General features: G+C 61.6%; 20 protein-coding genes. 12 read left to right on the top strand and 8 right to left on the bottom strand.

The window, feature by feature from the left end; all coding sequences use genetic code 11:
* Positions 1-111: 111 nt before the first annotated feature.
* A complete protein-coding gene (locus AC6RA8_RS10315) occupies positions 112-603 on the top strand; it encodes a DUF3291 domain-containing protein (RefSeq protein WP_500352589.1) in 492 nt (163 codons plus the stop codon).
* Here AC6RA8_RS10315 and AC6RA8_RS10310 read toward each other — a convergent pair whose 3' ends face one another.
* Both AC6RA8_RS10310 and AC6RA8_RS10305 read right to left on the bottom strand, forming a co-directional pair.
* The gene (locus AC6RA8_RS10310; RefSeq protein WP_500352587.1) at positions 604-1,062 is read right to left on the bottom strand and encodes a hypothetical protein; all 459 of its coding nucleotides are present in this window, start codon (positions 1,060-1,062) and stop codon (positions 604-606) included.
* Positions 1,063-1,073: 11 nt separating this feature from the next.
* Positions 1,074-4,046 carry an error-prone DNA polymerase gene (locus AC6RA8_RS10305; protein ID WP_500352585.1) on the bottom strand — a complete coding sequence of 991 codons (2,973 nt, stop codon included), beginning with the start codon at positions 4,044-4,046 and terminating at the stop codon, positions 1,074-1,076.
* Positions 4,047-4,242: 196 nt separating this feature from the next.
* Between AC6RA8_RS10305 and AC6RA8_RS10300 the strand changes: the two genes are divergently transcribed.
* Positions 4,243-4,710, top strand: coding sequence for a DUF1203 domain-containing protein (locus AC6RA8_RS10300; protein WP_500352583.1), 468 nt, complete (start codon positions 4,243-4,245; stop codon positions 4,708-4,710).
* Positions 4,711-4,778: 68 nt separating this feature from the next.
* Entirely contained in the window at positions 4,779-4,955 is a 177-nt protein-coding gene (locus tag AC6RA8_RS10295) for a zinc-finger domain-containing protein (protein WP_500352582.1), read from the top strand.
* A gap of 4 nt (positions 4,956-4,959) precedes the next feature.
* Here the strand turns inward: AC6RA8_RS10295 and AC6RA8_RS10290 are convergent, their stop codons facing one another.
* Complete coding sequence (locus AC6RA8_RS10290) at positions 4,960-5,709, bottom strand: methyl-accepting chemotaxis protein (RefSeq protein ID WP_500352580.1); 750 nt, start codon at positions 5,707-5,709, stop codon at positions 4,960-4,962.
* Between the two features lie 99 nt (positions 5,710-5,808).
* Here AC6RA8_RS10290 and polA point away from each other — a divergent pair, with 99 nt between their 5' ends.
* The 5 genes from polA to AC6RA8_RS10265 are packed head-to-tail and all read left to right on the top strand — an operon-like array spanning position 5,809 to position 10,802.
* Positions 5,809-8,601 (top strand): DNA polymerase I, encoded by a 2,793-nt coding sequence (polA, locus tag AC6RA8_RS10285; RefSeq protein ID WP_500352579.1) that lies wholly within the window; start codon positions 5,809-5,811, stop codon positions 8,599-8,601.
* A gap of 16 nt (positions 8,602-8,617) precedes the next feature.
* Entirely contained in the window at positions 8,618-9,040 is a 423-nt protein-coding gene (locus AC6RA8_RS10280) for a hypothetical protein (RefSeq protein WP_500352577.1), read from the top strand.
* A gap of 39 nt (positions 9,041-9,079) precedes the next feature.
* Positions 9,080-9,787, top strand: a complete 708-nt coding sequence (locus AC6RA8_RS10275) for a hypothetical protein (RefSeq protein ID WP_500352576.1) — start codon at positions 9,080-9,082, stop codon at positions 9,785-9,787.
* Between the two features lie 3 nt (positions 9,788-9,790).
* Positions 9,791-10,144 (top strand): MmcQ/YjbR family DNA-binding protein, encoded by a 354-nt coding sequence (locus AC6RA8_RS10270; protein ID WP_500352574.1) that lies wholly within the window; start codon positions 9,791-9,793, stop codon positions 10,142-10,144.
* Positions 10,137-10,802, top strand: coding sequence for a phytanoyl-CoA dioxygenase family protein (locus tag AC6RA8_RS10265; protein ID WP_500352572.1), 666 nt, complete (start codon positions 10,137-10,139; stop codon positions 10,800-10,802). Before AC6RA8_RS10270 ends, AC6RA8_RS10265 begins: the two co-directional genes overlap by 8 nt.
* 273 nt (positions 10,803-11,075) lie before the next feature.
* Here AC6RA8_RS10265 and AC6RA8_RS10260 read toward each other — a convergent pair whose 3' ends face one another.
* The 4 genes from AC6RA8_RS10260 to AC6RA8_RS10245 form a co-directional block, all read right to left on the bottom strand.
* Entirely contained in the window at positions 11,076-11,303 is a 228-nt protein-coding gene (locus AC6RA8_RS10260) for a DUF2798 domain-containing protein (RefSeq protein ID WP_500352570.1), read from the bottom strand.
* A 79-nt stretch (positions 11,304-11,382) separates the two neighbouring features.
* Positions 11,383-12,135 (bottom strand): hydroxypyruvate isomerase family protein, encoded by a 753-nt coding sequence (locus AC6RA8_RS10255; RefSeq protein ID WP_500352568.1) that lies wholly within the window; start codon positions 12,133-12,135, stop codon positions 11,383-11,385.
* A gap of 42 nt (positions 12,136-12,177) precedes the next feature.
* Positions 12,178-12,879 (bottom strand): SDR family NAD(P)-dependent oxidoreductase, encoded by a 702-nt coding sequence (locus AC6RA8_RS10250; protein ID WP_500352566.1) that lies wholly within the window; start codon positions 12,877-12,879, stop codon positions 12,178-12,180.
* 202 nt (positions 12,880-13,081) lie between these two features.
* Positions 13,082-13,657 carry a DUF1285 domain-containing protein gene (locus tag AC6RA8_RS10245; protein ID WP_500352565.1) on the bottom strand — a complete coding sequence of 192 codons (576 nt, stop codon included), beginning with the start codon at positions 13,655-13,657 and terminating at the stop codon, positions 13,082-13,084.
* A gap of 69 nt (positions 13,658-13,726) precedes the next feature.
* Between AC6RA8_RS10245 and AC6RA8_RS10240 the strand changes: the two genes are divergently transcribed.
* From AC6RA8_RS10240 to AC6RA8_RS10225, 4 genes are read left to right on the top strand one after another with little or no spacing between them, the layout of a single operon-like run.
* A complete protein-coding gene (locus AC6RA8_RS10240) occupies positions 13,727-14,734 on the top strand; it encodes an AAA family ATPase (RefSeq protein ID WP_500352563.1) in 1,008 nt (335 codons plus the stop codon).
* Positions 14,731-15,612 (top strand): DUF58 domain-containing protein, encoded by an 882-nt coding sequence (locus AC6RA8_RS10235; protein ID WP_500352561.1) that lies wholly within the window; start codon positions 14,731-14,733, stop codon positions 15,610-15,612. The genes AC6RA8_RS10240 and AC6RA8_RS10235 overlap by 4 nt, the downstream gene beginning before the upstream one ends.
* A complete protein-coding gene (locus AC6RA8_RS10230; protein ID WP_500352602.1) occupies positions 15,609-18,374 on the top strand; it encodes a DUF4159 domain-containing protein in 2,766 nt (921 codons plus the stop codon). Before AC6RA8_RS10235 ends, AC6RA8_RS10230 begins: the two co-directional genes overlap by 4 nt.
* On the top strand, positions 18,371-20,413 hold the full coding sequence (locus AC6RA8_RS10225; protein ID WP_500352559.1) for a hypothetical protein: 2,043 nt from the start codon (positions 18,371-18,373) through the stop codon (positions 20,411-20,413). The genes AC6RA8_RS10230 and AC6RA8_RS10225 overlap by 4 nt, the downstream gene beginning before the upstream one ends.
* Here AC6RA8_RS10225 and AC6RA8_RS10220 read toward each other — a convergent pair.
* A partial coding sequence (locus AC6RA8_RS10220; protein WP_500352557.1) for a penicillin-binding transpeptidase domain-containing protein occupies positions 20,410-21,381 on the bottom strand: 972 nt, incomplete at its 5' end. The two genes, AC6RA8_RS10225 and AC6RA8_RS10220, sit on opposite strands and share 4 nt — an antisense overlap.

Here is a 21,381-nt window from a genome sequence, read left to right as displayed (position 1 = left end):
GGATCCTTCCGATGTATCGTCTGCGTTCTACCGCGCAGCCATGCTGTTGGAAAGAAGGCTTGCGCGGCTCATGCGACGCACTAGGCTCCCCACCCACGGGGGGGTAAAGGGATGAGCGAACACATGCTGGTGCACTTGAACGTCGTGCACCCGGTTGGCCCGTTCAGCGCCAGTCACCTGTATGCGCAATACTTCTTTGGTCAGTTGCCCTTGGTCTTTGCCCGGGCCAAGGCCGATGACGGGATGTTTTGGCACAATCACGGCGCACGCTCGCCGGATGGGACCTATGGCGACATGGGCGACATCCTTGCCCTGCAAACGGACCGAACCGAGGATAACTTTCACATCCTGACCATGGCCGGATGGCGTGACGTGCAGGCCATGCACCGCTTTGCCTATCGCGATACGCTGCACCGTGAAGGAATGAAAACCCTGCGCGATTGGGTGGACAGGTCGGAGGGACCGACAATGGTGATGTGGTGGGCGCCAAAGGGCACGCGGGTCAGCCTTGATGAAGGTTGGGAACGTCTGCACCTCTTGCGGCGGAAGGGGCCGACCGAACAGGCATTTACGTTGCAAACACGCTTTGACCCGCCCGCTTGATTACGTCATGCGATCCGGCAAGCCGCGCCCGTTGTTCCACCAGCGATGGGGATTGTCGCTGTTCGGATCATAGGCGGCACGGCTCGCCCAATCCTCGCGCAGAAAGATGACGGGTTCTTCGTAGTGATGGACCTCCAGAACGGCATCCATCACTTTTTCCAGAACCGCCAGATCGCGCTCGATGGAGATTTTCAACTCGACCATGGGGTAGGTCTCCGTTCCTCCGGCCTCGAACTCCTCCACGTGTGTTGTTGTTGTCGATCCGGGTTCAGGCTGCGCCGTCTCGGCTCCGACGGCCGAGATGCTGGCATTGCGTTGGTAGCGCCCGTAAGTCAGTGGATACACAGCCATCACCGCATCCAGAATGCGATCCGTGTCTTCGAGCAGGGTCTGAATTTCAAGGGTCCACACGGGAACAAACGTGCCGGATGCGGCCTTGTAATCAGTGAGTGCTGGCATTGTGGGCTCCTTCAATCCGGATTGCCGCGGGTAAAACTGATCTTCGACAGATCGGGGGCGGCCTGCGTCGTCGGCAATACCTCAACGGGGGCCGCGCCGGGCGTGAGGATATGGCGCAACAGGCCCACGGGATGCGCCCTGAGCGTCAAGCGGGTCGACACGTAGTCTTCCACCACCTCTTCGCCCAGGCTCATCTCGGGCAATAGGGCCGTAGGCTCATCAACAACCTCACCATCCAGATCCGTGGCGAATAGGGGCAAGGCCGATCCCGGGACAATGGCCTTGGCCTCCCAAAGCGCCTCACGGCGGTTGATGCCTGCAGTGGCAAACGCATCCGCCTCGGCCAACCGCACGATCACGGCAGGCCCCAACCCCGCACGCCGCCACACATCCCGCACAGAGCGGTAACCATTCCCGCGCGCCGCAGTCAGCCAGCTGGCATCCTCATCGCTCATCCCCTTGAGTTGCCGAAACCCCAATCGCAGGGCCAATCCCCCCCTGCCATCAGGCTCCATCGTATTGTCCCAGAAACTGGCGTTCACACAGATGGGGCGCACCTCGACCCCGTGCTCGCGCGCATCCCGCACGATCTGGGCAGGGGCATAGAAGCCCATGGGCTGCGCGTTCAGCAGCGCGCAGGCAAAGATGCCGGGATGGTGGCATTTGATCCAGCTTGAGGCATAGACCAGCAGCGCGAAACTGGCTGCATGGCTTTCGGGAAAGCCGTAGCTGCCGAACCCTTCGATCTGACTGAAACACCGCTCGGCAAAGTCATCATCATACCCGTTCTTGCGCATGCCATGCAGGAACAGAGCCCGGAATTCACTGACGCTGCCATGTTTCTTGAAGGTGGCCAACGACCGCCGCAGCCGGTCCGCCTGATCGGGGGTAAAGCCTGCACCCACAATGGCGATCTGCATCGCCTGCTCTTGGAACAGTGGCACACCCAGGGTCTTGCCCAGCACCTGGCCGAGTTCATCCGATGGAAAGGACACCTCCTCCTCACCGTTCCTGCGCCGGATGTAAGGATGCACCATGTCGCCCTGAATGGGGCCGGGCCGGATGATCGCCACCTCGATCACCAGATCATAGAAATTGCGTGGCCGCATCCGGGGCAGGAAGTTCATCTGCGCACGGCTTTCGACCTGGAAGACCCCGATGCTGTCGGCTTTGCACAGCATATCGTATACGCGCGGGTCCTCTTTGGGCAGGGTCGCAAGAGTGTAGCTTTGCTGATGATGCATCTTCAGCAGATCAAAAGCCTTGCGGATGCAGGTCAGCATCCCAAGGCTCAGCACATCCACTTTCAGGATACCAAGGCTGTCGATGTCATCCTTGTCCCAGCAGATAACGGTGCGGCCTTCCATCGTGGCGTTTTCGATCGGCACCAACTCATCAAGCCGCCCCTCGGTCACGATGAACCCACCGACATGCTGGGACAGATGCCGGGGAAAGCCGTTGATTTCATAGACCAGTTCGATGGTCTGCCGCAGGCGGCGGTCGCGGAAGTCGAGGCCGATCTCGGCCATCCGCTCCGCCTCCAACCCCTTGGTGGAAAAGAACCCCCAAAGCTGCGAGCTGAGGGCACTGATCGTATCCTCGGTCAGGCCCATGGCGCGGCCCACCTCGCGGATGGCGCGCTTGCCCCGGTAATGCACAACTGTGGCGCACAGGCCCGCGCGGTGGCGACCATAGCGCTCGTAGATGTGCTGGATCACCTCTTCGCGCCGCTCATGTTCGAAATCCACGTCGATATCCGGCGGCTCATCGCGGGCTTCAGACACGAAGCGCTCAAACACCATCGTGCCCATCTCGGGTGAAACCGAGGTGATGCCCATACAGTAACACACCACCGAATTGGCGGCCGAGCCACGGCCCTGACACAGGATGCCCCGGCTGCGGGCAAAATGGACGATATCGCGGACGGTCAGGAAATAGGGTTCGTATTTCAGTTTGGCGATCAGGGCGAGTTCATGGCGTAGAAGGGTCTTGGCCTTGTCTGGCGCCCCTCCGGGATAGCGCCATTTCAACCCCTCATAGGCCAGCCGGTTCAGCCGTTGGCTGGGTGTTTCGTTCCTTGTGATTTCCGAGGGATACTCATAACGCAGCTGATCGAGCGAAAAGGTCAGGCTATTCGCCAATTGCCCTGCCCGATGCACCGCCTCTTCGTGGCCCACGAACAATCGTAGCATCTCGGCCTCGCTCCGCAGCCGACCTTCCCCGTTGCTGAGAGCCGCACGGCCCAGCGCATCGACGCGGCACTTGAGACGGATGGCACTGACCACATCCGCCAACTTGCGCCGCGCGCCGTGATGCATGCGGGGGGCAGCCGAGGCGAGGGTGGGCAATCCCAACATCCGCGCCTGATCCGCCAGCCGATCAAAGCGGACCGTGTCGCGCCCATCATAGCGCGGGGTCATCAGGACATGCATTTTCCCAGCAAAGCGGCGCGTCAACCGTCGCGCTGTTTGCATCCAATCAACCGCGCCGCCCTGCACCGTCTGCGCCTCTGGCCACAGAAGCAGATGCAGACCTTCGGCAAAGTCTTCGAGGTCTTGCAGTTTGAGATTGCACTCCCCTTTGTCGGCATCAAGCCGCCCCTTCGAAATGATGCGGCAAAGACTGCGCCAGCCTTGCCGGTCAACGGGCAAGACAGTGATCGGGGGGGCATCACTGAACAGCAACCGGGCTGCCGGGATCAGGCGCGGCACCACCGTGATCGGTACGCTGGGCGGTGCAGGGACATGATCCAGCTTTGGTGGGCCGATCAGACCGTGGAGGGCGTCAAAATCCCGCCGCTCTTTCACACTGCGCGCAATGGCTTTGGCATGCGTATGCGCCCGCACAATCCCCGCAACCGAATTGTCATCTGCAATGGCAATCGCCTCCATCCCCAACAGGGCGGCACGGTTCACGTACTCCTCGGGGTGGGATGCCCCGGTGAGGAAGGTGAAATTCGATGTGATCGACAGTTCGCAGAACATCAGATTTGCAGATTCGGTGACAGCAGGGGGACAGTATATTCACTTTTTGTTCTCATTTGAACGGTTGGATTTGGCACCCTTCCCCTTCCTGCGAACGCCCCAGGATTTTTGAGAACAGAGAAGCCCCTCTAATGCACAGCATTCGGGTCGCTTCATGCCAATCACCCAGTGCAGGATCGACGCAAGGAGACATCACATGCCCAGATTCACAGCCCTGCCCACCGACCTCGTCCAAAGCTACCGCGCTGGCGGACCAGATGCCTTTGGCAATCCGCCTGAACGCAAAATCTCGGACGGTGCTGGCAATCCCTGTCGCCACTGCCTGCGCAACATCCCCGTGGGATCAGAGATGCTGGTCCTCGCCCACAAGCCCTTTGATGGCGCTCACCCCTACGCAGAGGTTGGACCCATCTTCCTCTGTGCAGATGAATGCGCTCGTGGGGGCGGTACAAATCTGCCGGACATCCTCACCACTTCGCCAGACTACCTGATCAAAGGATATTCAGCGGACGACCGCATCGTCTATGGGACCGGAGCGATCACACCAACGCCCGAAATCCAAGCCCGCGTTGCCGCGATCTTTGCAGACCCGAACGTTACCTACATCCACGTGCGATCTGCCCGCAACAATTGTTACCAGGCTCGCATTGATCGCGATGCGTAACCCCTTGTACGGTCTGCCGCCTTGGCCCATAAACGCGGGCGCACGCGCCCCAGCCAAGGATAGCCAACATGCCCATCGACGCGCCCGAAACCAAGACGGTCCACACCCGCCGCGTGGCCTGTGACGGGGGCGAAGGGCCATTGGGGCATCCCCGGGTCTGGCTGCAGATTCCCGAAGACACGGGATGGGTCGAGTGCCCCTATTGCGACTGCAAATACGTCTACGCGGACAAGGCAGACAGTTAAGCGGTCAGTCGTCGATGACCTGATGGATCAGCGCATCGACCTGGGCTTGCACACGCGCGTTAGCCTGCTCAATCTTTTCTGAAAGTTCGCGGATTTCCGTCGCGATAACAGCAAAGCCGCGCCCTTGTTCACCAACATGCGCCGCTTCGATAGACGCATTGATGGCAATAAGGCCGACGTTCCGGGAAATCTCACTTATCTCGCGCAGAGCAGCGCGGGCATCTGCGCCTGTCTGGTTAGCCGTTGCGCGCCGCACGATCCGGTCGCTGTGCAAGTGTTCGCTTAACCGATTGACCAGTTTCGCAAAGTGCTCGTTGAACGCGCCGGCAGCGAAGCGGGTCACATCGCGCAAGTGATCCGCTGTGCAGGTTTTCGCGGCAAAGGCCTTGGCCAAATCGGAAACGGCAGTCACAAATCGATCCATCTGTTCAATACTGTCAGGCATGTCGGCAACAGTGTCGCGCAGCCATGCAAGCGCAACGGGATCAATGCCCGGCTCGACCTCAACATCAGACAAAAGGCGCACGCCAGCATGCGCCCCCGGCATGGCACGGCCTATGCCCGCAATACAGGCCTCACGATCGCGCGGATCATCGAACAATAACCCCGCAGCGCAGTACAGTGTCGCACGCGCACAATGGGACCGGATCATATCCACGGCACGCAATAGTTCGACACGGGCCGCAATACCAGTCGCCCCCGACTGCTGCCCCAGAACATCCGTGATATCGGCCAAACGGTTCATCGCTGTCATACTCGGACTTGTGGCAAATCCGGGTTAACAAAACGCTTGTGCTTTCCCCTATTCCGGAATCGTGGCACATCACCTGAACAGCAAGAAACCAAGGGGGCGATGAACATGGCATTTGGCAAAGGGTGTCACCTGCATCTGATCGATGGCTCGGCTTTCATCTTCCGCGCCTACCACGCGCTCCCGCCCCTCACGCGCAAGTCCGACGGATTGCCCATCGGCGCTGTCAGCGGATTTTGCAACATGCTCTACAAGTATGTCGAAGGAAACCACGGACCCGACGCGCCCACCCACGTCGCCGTCATCTTTGACAAAGGCAGCCACACCTTTCGCAACGACATGTACGACCAGTACAAGGCCAACCGCGAAGCCATGCCCGAGGATCTGCGCCCCCAAATCCCACTGACCCGACAAGCCACCGAAGCCTTCAACATCGCTTGCAAGGAGAAGGAAGGCTACGAGGCCGACGACATCATCGCCACGCTGTCCGTGCAGGCGCGCGAGGCCGGGGGCCGTGTCACCATCATCAGCTCCGACAAAGACCTGATGCAGCTTGTGGGCGGTGGTGTCGAAATGCTGGACGCCATGAAAAACAACCGCATCGACCGTGACGGCGTATTCGAGAAATTCGGCGTCTATCCTGAACGCGTGGTGGATGTGCAAGCGTTGGCGGGTGACAGCGTGGACAACGTGCCCGGCGCACCGGGCATTGGCGTTAAAACCGCCGCACTGCTCATCAACGAATATGGCGATCTGGACGCGTTGCTGGAACGGGCCGAAGAAATCAAACAGCCCAAACGCCGCCAGACGCTGATCGACCACGCCGACCAGATCCGCCTCAGCCGCGATCTCGTCCGGCTGGACGAAAAGACCCCTCTCGACTTCACGCTCGACGACCTTGAGGTACAAGACCCGAAACCGGATCAGCTTATGCCGTTCCTTGCGGAAATGGAGTTCCGCACTCTCACCAAGCGCATCGCCGATCAGCTTGGTGTCGAAGCGCCCGAGATCAAGGAACCAACACCTGCGGCGCAGGATGCGCCCGAAGCGCCCAGCTTTGACGATGCCACCTACGAGCACGTGCAGAACGCCGACCAGCTGCAGACCTGGATCGACTTGATCTATGAACGCGGCTGGGTCGCCGTTGACACTGAAACCACCGGCCTCAACGAGATGATCGCGGATCTCGTAGGCATCTCACTCGCCGTGAACCCGGGGCACGCCTGCTACGTTCCGCTGACACACAAGCAGGGGGGCGACGACCTCTTTGGATCCGACGATCTGGCGGAAGGCCAGATGCCCTTCGAACAGGCGCTCGAGATGCTGAAACCAGTGCTTGAGGACGACAGCATCCTCAAGATCGGCCAGAACATGAAGTACGATGCCAAGATCTTTGCGCGTCTGAACATTCACGTGGCCCCCATCGACGACACGATGCTGCTGTCCTATGCCATGCATGGCGGGCTGCATGGGCATGGTATGGATACGCTGTCCGAACGCTATCTCGGCCACACGCCAATCCCGATCAAACCGCTTCTCGGCTCCGGCAAATCGGCCAAGACCTTTGATCAGGTCCCGCTCGAAGACGCCGTGAAATACGCAGCAGAAGACGCCGACATCACCCTGCGGCTCTGGCAACTGCTCAAACCGCAACTGCATCGGTCACAAGTCACCAATGTCTACGAAACCCTTGAACGCCCCATGGTGCACACGCTCGCGGGCATGGAGCGGTCGGGCATCAAGGTCGACCGCGACACGCTTTCGCGCATGTCCAACGCCTTCGCCCAGAAAATGGCGGGGCTTGAGGATGAAATCTATGAACTCGCCGGGCGCAAGTTCAACGTGGGCTCACCCAAACAGCTTGGCGAAATCCTGTTTGACGAAATGGGGATAGAGGGCGGCAAGAAGGGCAAGACCGGGGCCTATGCAACGGGCGCCGACGTGCTCGAAGATCTTGCGACCGAACACGAACTGCCCGCTCGCGTCCTGGACTGGCGGCAGCTGTCGAAACTGAAATCCACCTACACCGACGCGCTGCAGGACCACATCAACACGGACACGGGCCGGGTGCACACGTCCTATTCCATCGCCGGTGCCTCTACCGGGCGGCTGGCCTCCACTGACCCCAACCTGCAAAACATCCCCATCAGGACCGAAGAAGGGCGTCGTATCCGCGAGGCGTTCGTGTCCGAACCCGGCAAAACCCTCGTCGCGCTGGATTACAGCCAGATCGAACTGCGCATCCTCGCGCATATCGCGGACATTCCCAGCCTGAAGCAGGCTTTTGCCGATGGGCTGGATATTCACGCCATGACAGCGTCAGAAATGTTTGATGTGCCGTTGGACGAGATGACGCCGGAAGTGCGGCGCCGCGCCAAGGCCATCAACTTCGGCGTAATCTACGGCATCTCGGGCTTCGGGCTTGCCCGCAATCTGCGCATCCCGCGGTCCGAAGCACAGGGGTTCATCGACCGCTATTTCGAACGCTTCCCCGGCATCCGCACCTACATGGACAACACCAAGGCGTTCGCCAAGGAACACGGCTACGTCCAGACGCTGTTCGGGCGCAAGATCCATACGCCCGAGATCGCCTCCAAAGGCCCCCGCGCAGGCTTCGCCGCCCGCGCCGCAATCAACGCCCCGATCCAAGGGACCGCCGCCGACGTCATCCGCCGCGCCATGATCCGCATGCCAGACGCGATCAAGGACCTACCCGCCGCCATGCTGCTACAAGTCCACGACGAACTGCTGTTCGAAGTGGAGGACAGCGCCGTCGATGACCTGATTGGCGTGGCCAAAGGCGTGATGGAAAACGCAAACGACCCCGTCGTGCATCTCGACGTGAAGTTGACCGTGGATGCCGGACAGGGGCAAAACTGGGCCGAAGCACATTGATGGGAAGGAGCCTGACATGACCATGATGCCTGCACCGGACGACCTGACCTTTCGCGACCACTTCGAAGCGGGGCGCGTCGCGCCGGATGACTTTAACCACCGCGCTCACCTGCGACTGGCCTATGTCTACCTTTGCGAAGGGCCGGTTGATGCCGCCATGCCCCAGATGCGCGCAGCGCTCCACGCGTTCCTGAAGCGCAACGGCGTCCCTGCAGACAAATACCACGAGACACTCACCCGCTCGTGGCTGATGGCGGTCGCCTATTTCATGGACAAGGCAACGCCAGCCACCTCTTTCCACAACTTCCTGAAACAGGATGACCGCCTGCTCGACACGCAGATCATGCTGACGCACTACCACAAGGATACCCTGTTCTCCGACGCAGCGCGCGCCGCCTTCGTGGCACCTGATTTGCAAGCCATCCCGCCTGCCCCGTAAGTTCACGATGGGCGAGGCACCCATTACTTCGGAAGTACCATGTTCGGCCTGCGCATAGATGAAGACACCCAAAACTGGGTCATCGACTCATTTTTCTGGGCCATCGACAACCACCTACTCACACCCGACACGCGCGCCATCCATGTGACCAAGTCCAACTTCCCGGCGCCGAATGGCCCTCACCAAGAGGTCGCGCAGGCGCTGATCCACGCCATCCAGAACCACCTTGGCATCGAAAACCAGGATATCGTCGCGGCACCGTTGAATGGACTGCCTGCGGAATATCGACACCAATATGGGCAAATTTCCTCTGTTGGCGGCACCTGGCAAAGCGACGGCACGCAGGCTCTTATTACCTATGACCCTGAAACCATCACCCAAAGGCGCGCCTTCCTGTCCACGCTTGTGCACGAGGTGATACACCACCGGTTGCACATGACCGCGCTCGACATGCCTGGAGGGCTCGAGGCCGAGGAGCTTTCGACCGATCTGCACTGCATCACGACAGGCTTCGGCGCGCTGCAAATGCAAGGCGCGGAAGAAGCCGGGTGGCAAGGTTACCTCAGGCAAGAAACGCGTGCCTTTGCCTATGCCGTATTTCTTTTGCTGACAGAGCCTGACAGTAACACCCGTGACAATGGATTACCGTCTCGGTCAGCACGACTGGTCAAAAAAGCGTCCAAGCTACTGCGAAACCGGGAAGACGACATGCACGATTTGCGGGATGCCTTACACAGTACGGGTTAAACCATGATCTACACTTGGGAAGACCTCAAAACTCTTGGCCTGTCATTGGATTTGCCCAAGGTCGAAGTCGCAACAAGCTGGGGCAACGAAGCCCTCAAGGCCCATGGCAAATTGTGGACATGGTGGTCGCCCTACGTGGACACCGCCATCTTCAAGGGCAGCATCGACGAACGCGAGATGCTGATGCAAGCCAACCCCGACACATTCGTCCTGCACCCCCATTACGCCAAGCACGGCTTCATCCTCGTCGCAGCTGGTCAGATCGATCCGGATTGGGCCATAGCACGCCTGCACAGCACGTGGCGCGACATGGCACCAAAACGGTTTCTAAAGCAGTGGGACGCCGACAATGGCTGACCCAAAAGCCGAAGCCCTCGGGCATAGCTTTGAAACAACCGGATTTCTTTGGCTCCGCGGCGTTCTTTCCGGCGCTGATCTCGACCTCCTGAACGATGTGATGTGTGAGGATGAGAGGCCCGGCGGACGGATTACACGAACACCAACAGACCTTCGCGCCATCCTTGGTCCGCATGGCACTCTCCCGTCGGCACTGGCCCCATTGTTCGGGCCGGTCGAGGCAACGCGCGCCGTCGCCTTTTCCAAAACGCCAGATGCGAATTGGGGTGTCGGCTGGCATAGGGATCAAATCATTGCGGTGCAGGATCGCGCAGACCTGCCCGGTTTCGAGAACTGGTCAAGAAAATCGGGCGTCTGGCATTGCAAACCACCAGCGCAAATCCTGTCCAAGGTCTTGTTCTCCCGTATCTTCCTAAGCAGCGCGACACCCGCTTCAGGGGGCATGGAGTTCTGCCCCGGCAGTCACCTGACCGAGTCAAAGCAACCCACGGCGCATGTGGAATGTGAACATGCTGCACCGGGCGACGTGTTGGTTTTGAACATGAACATTCTGCACAGGTCCCGCCCCGCACAACTCCTGGCACCACGGCGCGTGCTCAGGGTGGATTTCGCAATGGAGCGTCTACCGCCCCCATTGGCCTGGGCGCGTGTTGCCTGAAAACACGCATGGATGGGGCGCGTTGAATTCAATACTAACCGCCAAATCCGTCCCGGGCGTTCATCGTTTGGACGACGCGCATCTTTGGCGATAAGGCCTTGCTTGGCCTGCAGATCGAAAACCGCGCCCCGTCGCGCACCATGGTGCGTTTTTTGCGGTTAACATGCGGTACCAGACCGCGCGCAGGTCCAAGCATCTGAAATCGCGTGAAAATCGCAAAGGCGTTGAATTTGTACAAACGGACCGAACAGCTTGTCCCCGCGGGGACAAACTCTAGTCCGGTCGCGTCACTGACGCCACAAGCCGCCGCGCGACGGGCGCCACCACGAGCACAATGGGAAAGGCAACGGCCCAACTGGGCAACCACGCGCCAATCCATTGACCGACGAAGCCTGCAACCATGCCAACCGCCAAGAACGTCGAGATTCCGGACACCAGGAATGACATCATGCCGCTCAGGACAAAGCCAAAAGCAATATGCGCATAGCGGGCTGGGATCATGGCAGGGCTCCTTCTTCATCACTCGGCGGCAAAGTGTTGTTCAAATCGTCGAAGCGCAATTCCACACCGGCGCACAGGGTCAGCGCATCCATCCCAGTGTTTTGTCTGTACGTCCATCCGTGCGGTACTCGGCGCTGACCCAGCCGTCGTAGCCGCTTGCGTCGATCGCATCGAACAGGGCAAGGAAATCAATACACCCCTGTCCCGGCGCAACCCGCCCGGGCGCATCCCCAATCTGGATGTGCTGAATAAGGGGCTGCATCGCCTCGAAAGCACCCAGCGCGTCGCCGGCAATCTGCTGGGCATGATAGCTGTCAAACTGCAGACCGATGTTTGACGCGCCCACAGCGTCGATCACTTCGGCAGCAAGTGCAAAGCTGTTCAGAAAATAGCCGGGATGACTTTCGCCACACAGCGGCTCGAGCGTAATCGTCAAGCCATCGGGCAAGGTGGCTGCAGCCCGCTTCAGATTGCCGATCAGCGTTGTTTTTGCCGCATCACCCGCGCCATCGCCGGTGATCACATGAATGATGGACGCCCCAAGCGTCTGGGCATACCGCACGGCCCGACGCATGTCATAGTCGAACCGTCTCTCGCCCCCAGGGACAGCCGCAAATCCACGCGCACCACCCGTGTAATTTGGCCCGGGCGCATTCAGTAAAACCATCTGCAACCCGTTGCGATGCAACGCTGCCAAGGTGTCCGGTGCAGGCACATCATAGGGTTGCTGCACCTCAACGGCGGTAAACCCGGCCTCGGCCGCTGCATCGAACCGATCAAGGTAGGGCAACTCCGCCCACAGATATGTCAGGTTGGCAGCAAACCGTGGCATATCGCGGAACCTAGTGCGCAACCACGGGCCTTGCCAGCGCGATCAAAAGCGCTCGACCCAAGGGCGCAGGCTCAACTCGTTTGACCATGTCGACCGGTGCTGGTCGATCAACTGCATATAGGCCGTGGCGATCGCGTCCGGGTCCAGCATCTTGTCTGTCCCGTCATCCGTGCGTTCGGAGCGCGCTGTATTGGAGATTCCACCATCGATGTTGACCCAAGCCACGTGAATCCCCTTGGGGTGCAACTCGCGCGCCATGGATTGGGCAAGGCCCCGTTGTGCGAACTTACCCATGGCGAAAGGTGCGGACTGGGCAAAGCCTTTAACACCGGCCGAAGCGCCCGTGAACAGAATGGTGCCGCGTTTGCCGTCCTGCTCATCCTGATCCTGCATGATGCGCGCAGCGGCTTGCCCCATCAGGAAAGACCCAAAGGCGGTGATCTCGACAGCGCGACGCACCTCCTCGGGGTTAAGCTCCGCGATGGGTCCGCGCTGACGGGCGGATGGATTGTATACGGCAACACGCAGCGGTCTCTTTACCGAGTCAAAAAGGGCGTTCACCTGTTCAGGGTCACTGCCGTCAATGGCCACGGTGCGGGCATTGGTTTCCGATGCAAGCGCAGCCAGCTTGTCCGTGTTGCGCGCACCGAGAACCAGATCGTGACCTCGCGCGTGAAGTTTGCGCGCAACCGATGCGGACAAACCGCTGCCCGCGCCGATGATAACTGCTGTGCCCTGGCTCATCGTCTTGCTCCTACTGTCAAAGGATGCGGCGGACGACACGTCCGCCTTACATGCAAATGATGGCGCGAATTGGTGCGGTCGGCCAGTCAGCCCTTCTGCACACTGATTGTGCATGCGGTGAGGCGGAGGTCACCTCCGCCTTACAGGTGGTTGGTCTGCGTGCTGGAAAACCGTAAGGCGCAGGTGTCCTGCGCCCCGCCCGTCAGGGCAACTCGTTCGATGGTATGATCCCGAAGAACTGGCCCTGCGACCAGACCCCGAACCACCCATCGTGGTGGCTGCCAAGATCAACAAGACGATAAAAACTCTTGCGGTCGATCAACGCCTCAAGGTCCGCGCGGATCAGGATGTAAGGCGAAGGCTCGCCAGTCTCCGGGTCGCGTTCAACGCGGATCGGATGATCCGAACCAGCTACAGCCACATCATCCACATGGGTCACAAAGCTCAGCACTTGTGCTTCGCCAGTTCCTTCAGCCTCGAAATCGATGGCGACAAACGGGGCGTCATCGACGGTGATTCCCACCTTTTCGACCGGCGTAACCAAGAAATATTTACCGTCCTCGCGCTTCAGGATGGACGAGAACAGCTTGACTAGCCCGGGCCGCCCAATCGGGGTGCCTTGATAAAACCACGTCCCATCCCGCGCGATCCGCATATCAAGGTCGCCGCAGAACGGAGGATTCCACAGATGTACCGGCGGCAATCCGCGTGTTTTTGCAGCAGTGATCGACGCCACAAGGCCATCTGCATCCGGTGTCACGGTTTTTTGTCCGCTCATATGTTTTGCCATTCTCAATTGAGGGAATAGGTTGGTACAGAAATATATATCCCGAATGGAAGAGATGTCATGACCGAAGCAGAGGACCTTGTTGCCGAAATCGAGACGCTTGGTGCCAAGCTGGCAGAGGCCAAGGCCTCGATCACCAAGCGCTTCATCGGGCAGGAGCGGGTCGTGGACCTGACCTTGACCGCGCTGCTCTGCGGCGGCCACGGCCTGCTGATCGGTCTGCCCGGTCTGGGCAAGACGCGTCTGGTCGAGACCCTCAGCACAGTCATGGGACTGGACGGCAACCGCATCCAGTTCACGCCGGACCTGATGCCAGCCGACATTCTGGGATCGGAAGTTCTGGACACGGCCGAGGACGGGACACGTGCCTTCCGCTTTGTACCCGGCCCGGTGTTCTGCCAGCTTTTGATGGCGGATGAGATCAACCGCGCCTCGCCCCGCACCCAATCCGCGCTGTTGCAGGCAATGCAGGAAAAGACCGTGACCGTAGCAGGTCAAGACCGCCCCTTGGGGACACCGTTTCACGTCTTGGCAACGCAAAACCCGATTGAGCAGGAGGGCACCTATCCATTGCCCGAGGCCCAGTTGGACCGCTTCCTTGTCCAGATCGATGTGCTCTATCCCGACCGTGAAACCGAGAAGGACATTCTGATCGCAACCACCGGGACCGAAGACGCGCAATCAACCGCCGTTTTCACGGGCGAGGAATTGCTGGCGGCCCAAACCTTGTTGCGCCGGATGCCTGTGGGCGACAGTGTGGTCGAGATGATCCTTGATCTGGTGCGCGCCTTCCGGCCGGGTGAGGCAGACGCCTCGGACCAGGTCCGCGAAACGGTCGCCTGGGGCCCCGGCCCCCGTGCAGCCCAGGCCCTGATGTTGGCTGTGCGCGCCCGCGCGCTGTTGCAGGGTCGTCTAGCCCCGTCGGCAGAAGACGTCATCGACATGGCACGCCCTGTTCTGATCCACCGGATGGCCCTGAATTTTGCCGCCCGCGCCCGTGGCGACAGCCTGTCTGACCTGATCGAAGAGACTGCTGCCGGTCTCAGCCGCAAGGAAGCCGCCGCGTGATCACCCCCCTCGCCCTGCGCGAAAAGGCCGAAACGCAAGCGGCCCGCCTGCCTGCGCTGCTGGCGCGGGCCGAGCAGTTGGCAGGTGCCGTCCTGCTGGGCGAACATGGCCGGCGTCGTGCGGGGATGGGGGATGATTTCTGGCAGTATCGCCCGGCACAGATTGGCGACAGCGGTCGTTTGATTGACCACCGCCGCAGCGCCATGGGCGACGTGCAGTTCGTGCGCGAGCGCGAGTGGCAGATTGCCCAATCGGTCATGCTGTGGGTGGATCAGGGCGCGGCCATGCGCTTTGCATCGACCAACGATTTACCAACCAAGTCCGAACGCGCCCGTGTTCTGGGCTTGGCCACGGCGATCCTTCTGATCCGTGGCGGGGAGCGCGTAGGCCTGACCGGCACCCGATTGCCGCCCCGCCGGGGCAATGCACAGATCCTGCGGTTGGCAGAGATGTTCACCGAGGACGCAGAACACGACTACGAACCGCCCGAGCATCGCGCCATGATCCCACACGCGCGGGCCGTGTTCATCTCGGATTTCATGGGCAATATCGACGATGTCAAAACCGCGCTGACCAAGGCCGCCGACCGAGGTGTGCGCGGGGTATTGCTGCATGTCCTCGATCCCGCCGAGGAAGCCTTTCCCTTCCGCGGTCGCACCATCTTTGAAAGCGTGGGCGGGACGCTGGAACATGAGACACTCAAAGCGTCGGAACTGAAAGACCGCTATCTGAACCGTCTGGCTGAGCGGAAGGCCGAATTGCAGCATCTGTGTTCCGTCGCAGGCTGGCAATACGGCCTGCACCACACCGACCATACAGCACAATCCGGCCTTTTGTGGCTGTGGCGCACGCTGGATGGCGGGCGGGCGCGGACATGATGGTGTTTGGCCCCATCGGCTTTGCCGCCCCCTGGCTGCTGGTTGGCCTGATCGCGCTGCCGATACTATGGCTGATCCTGCGCGCGATCCCGCCCGCCCCGATCCGCCAACGTTTTCCCGGCGTGGCGCTGCTGCTGGGCTTGCAAGATGACGAATCCGTATCCGACCGCACCCCTTGGTGGCTATTGCTGATCCGGATGCTGGCTGTGGCCGCGATGATCATCGGCCTTGCTGGTCCCGTTCTGAACCCCGAGGACGACGGGACGGCGGGCGATGGCCCCCTGCTGGTCGCCATTGACGGTAGTTGGGCCGGGGCTGCACGCTGGCCACGGCTTGTCGAAGCGCTGGATGCCGAGCTGCGCCGTGCAGGTGCAAACGGGCGGCAGGTGGCGCTGCTGGACCTTGCCGATCCTGAACAGCCCGTCTTCCGGGCTGCGAATGCGCTGTCAGCAACGCTGCCCGGTCTCGCCCCGTCGCCGTGGCAGCCTGCGGGTGCTACGGACATCGTGGCCGTCCTACCAGAAGGCAGTTTTGAAACCGTTTGGTTCAGCGATGCGCTCGACTATACAGCGCGTCCTGACCTGCTGTCGGCCTTGCAGGCCAGAGGACCCGTGCGGGTGGTCCAAAGCGTGACCGCGATCACCGCATTGACCCCTGCCACATATGCGGACGGTCTGGTGGAGGTCACTGCCGTGCGGGCCGACTATGGCCCTGAACGCACGGTGGGCATTCTGGCACAGGGCCGCGACCCCGCGGGGAACGCGACCATTCTGGCCCGCGCAAATGCCGTCTTTGACACTGGGGCCACCACCGCAACGGCGTCTTTGTCCCTTCCTGCAGAGTTACGCGCCCGCGTCACCCGTTTCGAGATTGCCAATGCCCGCTCTGCCGGCGCCGTCACGTTGGTCGATGACAGCCTGCGCCGCCGCGAGATTGCCCTGATCGCAGGCCGCGAGGGGCGTGAGGGATTGGAGCTGTTGTCGCCCCTGCACTACCTCGAACGCGCGCTTGCGCCGAATGCGGACTTGCTGCGGGGCGCGTTGACCGATGTGCTACCTGCGAACCCGGATGTGATCGTGTTGGCCGATGTGGCCACCCTGTCTGGTGGCGAAACCGAGGCGATTTTGGACTGGGTGGATCAAGGCGGTTTGCTGTTGCGCTTTGCGGGTCCGCGCGTCGCCGCCAGCGATATCAGTCGCAGCGAGCAGGACCCGCTGATGCCGGTCCGCCTGCGCGCCGGGGGCCGTAGCGTCGGCGGGGCAATGAGCTGGGGCTCCCCCAAGACACTGGCACCGTTTCGCGAAAGCTCGCCCTTCTTTGGCCTGTCTGTCCCAGATGACGTCGCCATCACCGCACAGGTCATGGCCCAGCCCGACCCGACGCTGGCCGAAAGCGTGATTGCCGAACTGAGCGATGGGACACCTCTTGTGACGCGCAAGCGCGAAGGCCAGGGGCAGATTGTTCTGTTCCACGTCACGGCAAATGCCGAGTGGTCGTCCCTGCCCCTGTCGGGCCTGTTTGTTGAAATGCTTGAACGTCTGGCGGTCTCAGCCACAACTTCGTCGCCCGAAGCGGGTGATCTGGAGGGCACGATCTGGACGCCGGAGGTGGTTATGGATGGATTTGGCATACTACACGATGCGGGTGCGATGCCCGGGGTGCCGGGGCCTGCTTTGGTCAGCGACCCAACCGGGCCAAACCTGCTGCCCGGTGTCTACGTCTCGGGCGATCGGGCCTTGGCTCGCAATGTACTCACCACCGACGCGACATTGCAGACGGCCACATGGCCCGCCGACGTACCGGTGTCCGGCCTCACCGCCGCACCTGAACGCCCACTGGGTGGGATGCTGCTAGCTGCAGCCATCGGGCTTTTGCTGCTGGATGTGTTGGCGTCCCTTGCCTTGTCGGGGCGTCTGACCGGCCGGGTGCGCGCAACGACGGCAGCCTTGATCGGGGCCGCGATGTTGGTTGGTTTCACCGCGCCCGGCGCGCACGCCCAAAGCGAACCCGCAGATGAGGTCGCTGCTGCGGCCGAGGTTGTGCTGGCCCATGTCGTCACCGGCAACCGCGAGGTGGACGAGGTGGCGCAGGCGGGTCTGCGCGGCCTGTCGGACACGTTGTTCTTCCGCACATCCGTGGAACCCGCCACCCCGTTTGCCGTTGATCTGGAAACGGACGAGCTGGCCTTTTTCCCGATCCTCTATTGGCCGATCACACCCGATCAACCACGCCCCTCGCAGGAAGCCTATGTCAAGCTGAACGACTACTTGCGGTCTGGTGGTCTGATCCTGTTCGACACCCGAGATGGCGATGTGGCGGGCTTTGGCGCGTCAACCCCGAATGGGCGCAAGTTACAGGATCTGGCAGCCCCCCTGGATATCCCCGCGCTTGAGCCCGTGCCGCGGGATCATGTGCTGACCCGCACCTTTTACCTGCTGCAGGATTTCCCCGGTCGCCACCAGAATGGTGAGGTCTGGGTCGAGGCCGCGCCACCTGGTGCCGAGCAGGTCGAGGGTATGCCATTTCGCAATCTCAATGACGGTGTGACGCCCGTGGTCATCGGCGGCAATGACTGGGCATCGGCCTGGGCCGTGACATCCAGCGGGCAGGCGATGCTGCCCGTCGGTCGTGGCTTTGGCGGTGAACGGCAGCGCGAGCTGGCGTATCGCTTTGGCGTGAACCTGGTCATGCATGTGCTGACCGGCAATTACAAAAGCGATCAGGTCCATGTGCCTGCGTTGCTGGATCGGTTGGGCCAATGACCGGAACAGTTCTGTTTGATCCGCTGCTGCCCTGGCCCGTGCTGGCAGTCGTCGCTGCCTTGGCAATCGCCGGGGTTGTGCTGGCCCTGATACGCGGCCTGAACGGCTGGGCTTTGCGTGGCATGGCAGCAATTATCGTGCTTGCGGCCTTGGCCGGACCATCGCTGCAACAGGAAGACCGCGCGCCACTGTCCGATATTGTCATTGTGGCCGAGGATGAGAGCGCCAGCCAAAGGCTGCGGGATCGCCCCGATCAAACAACCTCTGCCGCAGATGCAATCGAGGCCGCCCTGTCGACCCGCGAGGGCACCGAGGTGCGCCGCGTTACCGTTCCGGATGGAGAGGAAGACGCAGGCACCCGTCTGATGACGGCCCTGTCGGACGCGCTGGCGGAAGAGCCGCGTGCGCGCGTTGCGGGCCTGATCGCCCTCAGCGACGGGCAAGTGCATGACGCCGATTTGCCCCTTGATCTGCCTGCGCCGCTGCACCTGCTGTTGACGGGGCGCGAGACGGATTGGGACCGCCGCTTGCTGGTCAAGAACGCCCCGGCCTTTGCCATCATTGGCGAGCCTGTCACGCTGACCCTGCGAATTGAGGATATGGGCGCTGTCCCCCCGGACGTCGGTCTTGCCCCGCTTGATATTTCTGTCGACGGTGCGCCACCGCAACGCTTCAACGTGCGGACCGGCGAAGATTTCGAACTGCCCATCAGCCTGCCCCATGGCGGGCGCAACGTGATCCAGTTCACTGTCCCCGAGGCGGACGGAGAGCTGACAGACCGCAACAACACCGCCCTGATCCAGATCAACGGTGTGCGCGACCGTCTGCGCGTCTTGCTGGTGTCGGGTGAACCCCATGCCGGGGGACGCACATGGCGCAACCTGCTGAAGTCCGACAGCTCGGTCGATCTGGTCCACTTTACCATTCTGCGCCCGCCCGAGAAGCAGGATGGCGTGCCGGTTGGAGAGCTGTCCCTGATCGCCTTCCCAACCCGCGAGTTGTTTCTGGAGAAGATCGACGATTTCGATCTGATCATCTTTGACCGTTACAAGCGGCGGGGCATCCTGCCTGCCCTCTACCTGGACAACGTTGCCCGCTACATCCGCGATGGTGGGGCCGTGCTGGTCGCTGCGGGGCCGGACTTTGCCAGCGCCGACAGCTTGTATCGTTCGCCCCTTGGGTCGGTGATGCCGGCCCAACCCTCGGCCCGCGTGCTGGAGGAGGCCTTTCGCCCGCAAGTGTCCGAGCTGGGGCAAAAGCACCCGGTGACTACGGGCCTACCAGCCGCCGGCGATTGGGGTCGCTGGCTGCGTCAGATTGATGTTGCCGCCGAGTCTGGCAGCGTGGTGATGGAAGGTGTGGATGGGCGGCCCCTCTTGATACTTGATCGGGTGGATGAAGGCCGCGTGGCGCTTTTGGCATCGGATCATGCGTGGCTGTGGAACCGGGGATACGAGGGCGGCGGGCCGCAACTGGAATTACTGCGCCGTCTGGCCCACTGGATGATGAAAGAACCCGAGCTTGAGGAAGAGGCTCTAACCGCCACTGCCACGGGCCAATCCATGCGGATCGAGCGGCGTACCCTGTCTGATACCGTGCCGCCGGTGACCATCACCGACCCGTCGGGCAACGTCATAGAACTGGAGATGACCGAGGTCAGTCCCGGTCGCTTTGAGACCCGGTACGAGGGGCCGGATATCGGTCTTTATCGGCTTGAGAATGGCGATGCGCAGACCGTCATTGGGCTGGGGCCTGCTGCGCCCAAAGAGTTTGAAGCCACGATTGCGACGGCTGATTTGCTTGGACCGCGCGTGGAAGGCACACGCGGCGGCGTGCTACGTCTGGAAGACGGTATGCCGCGCATCCGCACCGTGCGCGAAGGGCGGCCTGCTGCTGGGCGTGGATGGATCGGGATCACGCCGCGTGGTGCCTATGAAACGCAGGATGTGCGCCAGATGGGCCTGTTGCCTCCGTGGCTGGTTCTGCTGCTGGCCTCTGGCTTTATCATCGGCGCGTGGCTGCGCGAGGGACAGCGTTAGGGTCGGACCTCGACCGCGGCGCGGGTTGAACGGCCCGAGGCGTCAATCACCGCGATATCCGAGAAGCCTGTGTCGAGAGCGCCAATGGCGATCTGCCGATCCCGCGCCCCGGTCGCGACAACGGCCCCGTTGACCAGAACGGTCAGGGGCAAGGCGCCGCCTGCCACCTTAACGACCGCCTCGCGCTGCGCCAGCCGCGCACCGTCCGGGGGAAAGACCATTTCTGGTCGGTTGCCCGCGTCCATCCGCGCGCCAAAACGCTGTAGCGGCAGGGGCAGGTCTGCGGTCGCCAGAAGCAACGTGTCCGGCGGTGGCGGTGGGGCGGGCGCAAGCTGTGGCTTCAAGCGCCCGAACGCTTCGAACAGGATGGGAGCGGCATGTGCGCCACCGAAAGCACCGGGCACGGACGTACCGTCCGGTCGGCCCATCCAGACGCCGATCACATGCCGTCCGTCGAACCCGATGGCCCACGCGTCGCGGTGCCCGTAGGAGGTGCCCGTCTTGTAGGCCAGCCCGGATGGCGCACCGGGCGGTGGCGCGATCCCCCGCAGGATATCACCAACCTGCCATGCAGCGCGCGGCGCGATCAGTGTGTTTGCGCGACCTGAGGCAAGGTGGCTGTAGACTATCACCAGATCTTCGAGACTGAGACCTACACCCCCAAGCGCAACGGCAAGCCCCGCTTGCCCGCCCGGCAGCTTCGGCTTGGCCCCAAGCGCCCGCAGCGCAGCCATCAGCCGCTCTGGGCCAAGCGCTTCGGTGAGGGCCACAGGCGGGATGTTGAGCGACAGGGTCAATGCCTGCCGTGCCGTGACATCGCCTCGGAACACACCATCGAAATTCTGTGGCGCATAGCGGCCAAAGCGTGTGGGGCGGTCCGCAAAAACTGTTTCGGGATGCGCCAGCCCACGATCAAAGGCCAGCGCGTAGATCAACGGCTTGAGGGTGGAGCCGGGGCTGCGCTTGGC

The sequence above is a fragment of the Tateyamaria sp. genome, assembly GCF_059783535.1.
Note: the sequence above shows the minus strand (reverse complement) of the source record. Positions and strands in the feature narration are given on the sequence as shown.